This window comes from Chamaesiphon sp. VAR_48_metabat_403 (genome assembly GCF_031422475.1).
Lineage (GTDB): Bacteria > Cyanobacteriota > Cyanobacteriia > Cyanobacteriales > Chamaesiphonaceae > Chamaesiphon.
In genome coordinates, this window is record NZ_JANPLS010000066.1 from 1 (window position 1) to 6,105 (window position 6,105).

A 6,105-nucleotide genomic window follows, 5' to 3' on the forward strand; every position below is an offset into this window, starting at 1 on the left:
TTTCGGGCTTTTTTCTGGGGGGTCACCCCCCTAAAAAAAAAACCAAAACCCCGGGGTTTAAACCCAACATTGGTTTATTTCTCGTTTTGTTTTTAATGGTTAACATTTATTGGGGGGGGGTGGGGGTGGCGTAAAAGACTACGCATCATCTCTAACAGACTCGTGTAGCTTTGGAGGACTAGAATGGGCTGTGTCTAGAAGTGAATGCCGATACCGCCACCGAGACCGAAGCGGCTGCGCGGCCCGGTAGTTTGGTCGCCAGCGATGTCTAATAGGGCGGGGGTGACTTGCAAACCGATCGTGTCGCCAAGTTTGACGGTAAGAGGTAAGCCGACGCTGAAATTGCGCCCGTTATAATCAGCCGCTACGGCGATATTTTCCGAGAAGCGGAAACCCAGACTGCCGAAAATATTCACATTATTGTTATCGGCAATTAGGTCGTTAAAGTTACGAAAACGACCGCTACCCGCGCCGACTGTCGCGGTGAAATTACTAGTTGCGCCGACGGGGAGAATTCCGGTAATCGCGCCGTAGTAAGTATCTCTGGGATCGTTGGCAGTAGTATAGCCATTGCGAATGGCGTTTTCCCAGCCTGCGGCGATCGAGAGATTATCGCCGAATTGTTTGTGCAGCTTAAAGTTGACCCCACCGCGTTGGGCAATACTGGTACCAGCAGAGGTGTAGGAGGCTTCTAGACCGACGAAAGTCTTAGAATTACCTAAACCGATCCCCCCACCGTAAACGGTGTTGTTATCGCTGCCATTGGGCGCGAGTGCGACTGGTAAATTATCTTGGTAGCCAGCTCCTGCAAAAATATCGCCCCAGTTGGCACCAAAGGCGGTAGGGGTAGTAATGCCGCCTGCTGGTGCGTTAAGTGGCTTGCGGCCGCTAGAGACGACGATACCGGGTGCCGTACCGATGCTGGTGCGATTGAGGATGTCGGCTTCGGTAATTTTGGCAACAGATGGCGCGGTACCGCAGTTAACGATATATTTTTGGGCGGGGCTATCGGTAGCCAAGGCGGGGAGTCTGCCAGCAGCCACTAAAATTTGATGGAGCGAAGCCGCCACATCCGCACGGGTAGCTGTCCGATTGGGGTCGTATGTCCGGTTGGTAGGATAAGAGACGCTCACAGAAACGCATTTTTGGGTGGCGGCGACGATCGCATCGCGACCGTAAGCAGGTACCTGTGCGGCATCTGTAAATAGTTCGTCTACACGACTGAGGGTGCTGTCGGGCTGTAATTTACTACCGTTAACCAGCGCAACGAGGGATTCGATCCGGATGATATTCCGGTTGGGGCCGAAAATATTATTGGGGTATCCAGCCAGGAACCCCGCTCGGTAAGCTCGATCGATGACTGATGCCGCCCAATAAGTGGGGGGGACATCAGCAAAGGTGCGCGATTGTCTGATTGGTTGGAGGTCGAAGGCTTTGTTAAGCATCGCGGCAAACTCAGCTCTGGTAATCGGTTGGTCAGGGCGATAGGTGCCGTCTGGATAGCCGACAATGATATTTCGATCGGCTAAGATTTTGATAAATGGCTCTGCCCAGCTACTGCTAGTGTCGCTCAAATTGGATGGAGATGTCTGAGTGGGCTGGGGTGGGGCTGGCGGTGTAGATTGGGCTATAGATGCTGGCAGAGGCTTTGTCGGTATTGCTACCACTCTAGCGGTGGTAGTAACAATAGTGGCACTTATTAATGCGAGAAATAAGGTAATATTCTTGAAATTAAGCGAGCGGTGGTGGCGATTCATAGTTGGTAAGTTATATGTCCGTGTGAATTTACGCTCGATCGATGCGATCTAGCGGCGGTTGAAATGATTTAATCGGGGTCGATCTGCTGAAACTGACTCAGTAATTGAGAGTTAGTATCCGAATGATTCAAGGGCGATTCTCTGCGACTGGCAATTAAGGAATATTTTTAATTTTTTTAGTCAGATTTTTCGAGAATTCTCCAGCAAGCTGAGAATTACGCTCTGAGGTTTTCTTCACAATTTCCGGGCTGTCATCGATCGGTCTTTCGGCTTTATCGGCATTAATTTTGACCCCAGTTTCGGCGGTATCGAGCAGCGCATTAGCCGGGTCTTTGCTCTTTTTCATGGCTCGATCGGTTTGGTTGGAGTTACGTGCCGATCGATCGACCACCCGATCGATAACATTAGTTGGACTATTAATGGCACTTGCTGGAGCGGCGATTGCGGTATCGACTGTTAAAAATGTTCCCTGCCAGATTGTGAGCATCAGCAATAACCCACATAGATTTTGAGTTAAGCTGCTGGCGGTCTTAGCTGCTAATAGTAAGCTCGATTTCATGTATTAGTTTCCCAAAGGTTCCTACTCTTCTATTTATATTCTTCTTCTCTAGAAATTACATCAATCAATCGATATACTTTATGGATAATATTTTATTAAAATCTATTTATATCGACAGAGATTAATGTCAGTACAAATTGTCATTAGTATTTTGACGATCGAAGGTTAAGCAATTTACATCCAAGCTAGTATCGAAAATAAGATAGATGAGATCGACCGTTAAAATCGAAATATTTGCTAGCAATAAAGCTCGATCGATAGTATCTGTCTTTAGAGCTATAAAAAATTCAACTAAATCTACCGATCGATAGAGATTGGCTTGTTAGCTATAGCCAATAAATGTCTCGAATGCCTGATAGACAAGCCCCTGTAAATACAGAGAGAATTGAATACATAAGTTGTTTTAATTTTTCTGATTAATAGTGGGAGCAAGATCGTATGTCCGACCCTAACGGTGTCATGATGCAGTACTTCCACTGGTATAACCCAGCGGATGGTAGTCTGTGGAATCAGGTAGCAGAAAAAGCTGCTGAATTAGCAGCAGCGGGGATTACATCGCTATGGTTGCCACCTGCATATAAAGGAACTGGCGGCGGGATGGATGTCGGGTATGGAATCTACGATTTATTCGATCTGGGTGAATTCGACCAGAAGGGTTCCGTACGGACTAAATACGGTACCAAAAGCGAATATATCCAAGCGATTAAAACTGCCAAGGCAGCCGGAATTCGGATTTATGCTGATGTCGTGTTCAACCACAAAATGGGCGCAGATGAAGCTGAAGATGTCGAAGCGACACCGTTTAGTATGGACGATCGGAACCAGACTGTCGGCGAATATCAAACCATTAAAGCGTGGACGCACTTTACTTTTCCTGGACGTGATGGCAAGTATTCGAGCATGGAATGGCACTGGTGGCACTTTGATGCGATCGACTATAACGCCAACGATGGGAATGCATCTGCTGTTTATTTACTCAAAGGTAAGTCGTTCGACGATAATGTCGATCTCGAAAAAGGGAATTTTGACTACTTAATGGGCTGCGATTTGGATATGGAAAATCCGGAAGTTGTCGGCGAACTCAAGCATTGGGGCGAATGGCTTTACGACACTACCAAGATCGATGGATTTAGGTTTGATGCTGTCAAACACGTATCGGCAGAATTCTTTCAGGAATGGTTAGAACATGTCCGGCAATATGCCAAGCGCGACTTATTTGCAGTTGGCGAATATTGGTCGTATGAGGTGGATGCTCTCCACCATTTTATCGAATCTACCGACGGCAAAGTCAGTTTATTCGATGCACCGCTGCACTACAACTTCCATGTTGCCAGTCAAGCTGGGGAAAATTACGATCTGACTAAAATTTTCGATAATACTTTGGTGCAACATCAGCCCGCCCTAGCGGTGACACTAGTCGAAAATCACGATTCGCAACCACTCCAGTCGCTCGAATCGATCGTCGAACCGTGGTTTAAACCTCTAGCTTATGCGTTGATTTTACTGCGCGAAGCTGGATACCCCTGTATTTTTTACGGCGATTATTATGGCGCGCACTACAAAGACAATAAGGATGGGAACGAATATGAAGTCTGGATGGATTGCCATCAATTCTTAATCGACAAATTTCTGTACGCTCGTAAAAACTCTGCCTACGGCGCACAACGCGACTACTTCGACCATCCTAATACGATCGGCTGGACGCGGATGGGCGACGAGGAACATCCCGGCGGTGTGGCTGTAGTGCTGACTAATGGTGCCGACGGCACTAAATGGATGGAGATCGGGCACCCAAATTGCACTTATATAGATATCACCGAACACGTTAAAGATCCGATCGTCACTAATAATGACGGTTGGGCTGAGTTTCGCTGTAATGGCGGCTCTGTATCGGTTTGGGTGCAAGCATCACTCGATTCTCCGCAGGCTACGCCAACGCCAACGGTAACACGCGTCTAGATCGGATTAGAGAGTTCTAAGCGATCGCAGAGGGGGTAAAGGCATTTTTCTTTTCCCCCTCTCCCTGTAACGGTTCTTGCCACAGATGGATCGACTAATTGTTGTTGCCCGATGCAAACTTACTTATTTAGATATCTTACTCTCTGACCCCAACATGAAAAACAATACCACCATCGAAGTTGGTAACTCTTCATCAGCCGAGCGATCTACCGTCAATATTGCCACCCCAGAAAATGGCAATGTCGATGTTGATGTATTTGTAGAAGTAAAGGAAGCTGTACCCGAACAAGTCCTCAAAAACGTCGAAACGATCGCTATCCATCAAGATCGCCACCAGCAAAGCATCACCGCAGATCGGCGAGTTTTAAATAAAATTGCCGCTTTTTTCGCTCGACCTGGATTTCTCTACTTTCAGATCGGGTTTTTTGCAGTTTGGATCGGTTGCACCAATTTAGCCGAACGCAATCTGATTTCTAAGAATTTTCCGTTGTTCGATCTGCACCTGCACGGGCTAGAAGTGGCTTCGCTGCTAATTTCTACTGAGGTATTAATTGCCCAAGCCCATCAGGAAAAAGCCGAGGAAGTGCGATCGAATCTGACACTGCAAGTTAATCTAGTTACCGAGCAAAAGATTGCTAAACTAATTTCGTTAGTAGAAGAACTCCGCACCGATTTGCCCAACGTTAAAAATCGCGACGATCTAGAGGCAGACATGATGAAACAAGCTACCAACCCTCAAGCAATTTTAGAGGTGATTCAAAATAATGCCGCTCATCCGGCTGCGGATTCAGCAGCTAAACCGCATTAAATCGCCAGAGTCTCAATCGTAGCTAGATTTATTAAGCATCTTTTTAAATATGCTGGATTTTATCCTCTACCTCCCAATCTAGCAGATGAAAAACGGTCATAAAAATATTATTATCGATACCAGATCGATCGTTGGTAAATCAGCTTTTGCGGATAGTGGCGACTCAATTGTCACCTCAATTACTCAAAGCGACACCGACATCGATGCTCTGATTCCCGAACAAATAATTAAAAATGTTGAAGCAATTACCCATCACCAAGAACGTTACCAAGAGCAAGTCACCACCGCCCAACGAGTCTTAGAAAAAATCGTCAGCATTTTTGGCAGACCCGAATTTCTCTACTTTCAGATCGGATTTTTTGCGATTTGGGAAATCTGCGGTCATTTGGTAGATTTACATATTTTACCTACCAGCTTTCCACAATTCGATCTGCGCGAACAATGGTTAGATTTAGCATCATTATTTATCTCCACCGGAGTATTGGTATATGAAAATCGTCAAGAACAGGTCAGCGAAGAACGCTCTCATCTGATGCTCCAACTCAATTTAATTACCGAACAAAAGATTGCCAAATTGATTTCATTAGTAGAAGAACTCCGCACCGATTTACCCAATGTCAAAAATCGTAACGATGAAGAAGCCGAACTCATGAAACAAGCGACAGATCCACAGGTAATTTTAGAAGTCATCCACAAAATCTCCGAACCATCATTCAGTTCACCCACAGAAGATATCGCTCATGACACTTAAAGCCTGCCTAATTTTTAATCCAGTTGCCGGACAAGGTGACCCCGATGTCGATCTTGCCGAAATCGAGTCGTTGCTTCGTCCCGCCATCGATTTGGAAGTAGTCGTAACTACCGCCGACTGCGAACCAGGGGAACTGGCAAAAGCCGCGATCGAACGCGGAGCCGAAGCAATTATCGCCTCTGGCGGCGATGGGACGCTCTCGGCAGTAGCAGCCGCTTTGATGAGTACAAATATCCCGCTGGGAATCATCTCGCGTGGTACGGCTAATGCT

At 46.5% G+C, this 6,105-nt stretch carries 7 protein-coding genes; 5 read left to right on the top strand and 2 right to left on the bottom strand.

Annotated features, from left to right (window positions below):
* Nucleotides 1-194: 194 nt before the first annotated feature.
* Nucleotides 195-1,574, bottom strand: a complete 1,380-nt coding sequence (locus RMO79_RS03295; RefSeq protein WP_310481632.1) for an S-layer homology domain-containing protein — start codon at nt 1,572-1,574, stop codon at nt 195-197.
* 19 nt (nt 1,575-1,593) lie between these two features.
* Here RMO79_RS03295 and RMO79_RS03300 point away from each other — a divergent pair, with 19 nt between their 5' ends.
* A complete protein-coding gene (locus RMO79_RS03300) occupies nt 1,594-1,809 on the top strand; it encodes a hypothetical protein (protein ID WP_310481633.1) in 216 nt (71 codons plus the stop codon).
* Nucleotides 1,810-1,911: 102 nt separating this feature from the next.
* Here the strand turns inward: RMO79_RS03300 and RMO79_RS03305 are convergent, their stop codons facing one another.
* The gene (locus RMO79_RS03305; protein ID WP_310481634.1) at nt 1,912-2,316 is read right to left on the bottom strand and encodes a hypothetical protein; all 405 of its coding nucleotides are present in this window, start codon (nt 2,314-2,316) and stop codon (nt 1,912-1,914) included.
* 438 nt (nt 2,317-2,754) lie between these two features.
* On the opposite strand from RMO79_RS03305, the gene RMO79_RS03310 reads away from it, so the two are divergent.
* The 4 genes from RMO79_RS03310 to RMO79_RS03325 all read left to right on the top strand — a co-directional run.
* Nucleotides 2,755-4,275, top strand: a complete 1,521-nt coding sequence (locus RMO79_RS03310) for an alpha-amylase (RefSeq protein WP_310481635.1) — start codon at nt 2,755-2,757, stop codon at nt 4,273-4,275.
* Nucleotides 4,276-4,429: 154 nt separating this feature from the next.
* Nucleotides 4,430-5,083, top strand: coding sequence for a DUF1003 domain-containing protein (locus RMO79_RS03315; protein WP_310481636.1), 654 nt, complete (start codon nt 4,430-4,432; stop codon nt 5,081-5,083).
* Nucleotides 5,084-5,168: 85 nt separating this feature from the next.
* Nucleotides 5,169-5,834, top strand: a complete 666-nt coding sequence (locus tag RMO79_RS03320; RefSeq protein WP_310481637.1) for a DUF1003 domain-containing protein — start codon at nt 5,169-5,171, stop codon at nt 5,832-5,834.
* On the top strand, nt 5,824-6,105 hold a 282-nt coding region (locus RMO79_RS03325), incomplete at its 3' end, for a diacylglycerol kinase family protein (RefSeq protein ID WP_310481638.1). The genes RMO79_RS03320 and RMO79_RS03325, both read left to right, overlap by 11 nt.

Coding starts and splice junctions, on each gene's coding strand:
- RMO79_RS03320 (WP_310481637.1), top strand. CDS start 5,169: ATGAAAAACGGTCATAAAAATATTATTATCGATACCAGATCGATCGTT.
- RMO79_RS03305 (WP_310481634.1), bottom strand. CDS start 2,316: ATGAAATCGAGCTTACTATTAGCAGCTAAGACCGCCAGCAGCTTAACT.
- RMO79_RS03310 (WP_310481635.1), top strand. CDS start 2,755: ATGTCCGACCCTAACGGTGTCATGATGCAGTACTTCCACTGGTATAAC.
- RMO79_RS03315 (WP_310481636.1), top strand. CDS start 4,430: ATGAAAAACAATACCACCATCGAAGTTGGTAACTCTTCATCAGCCGAG.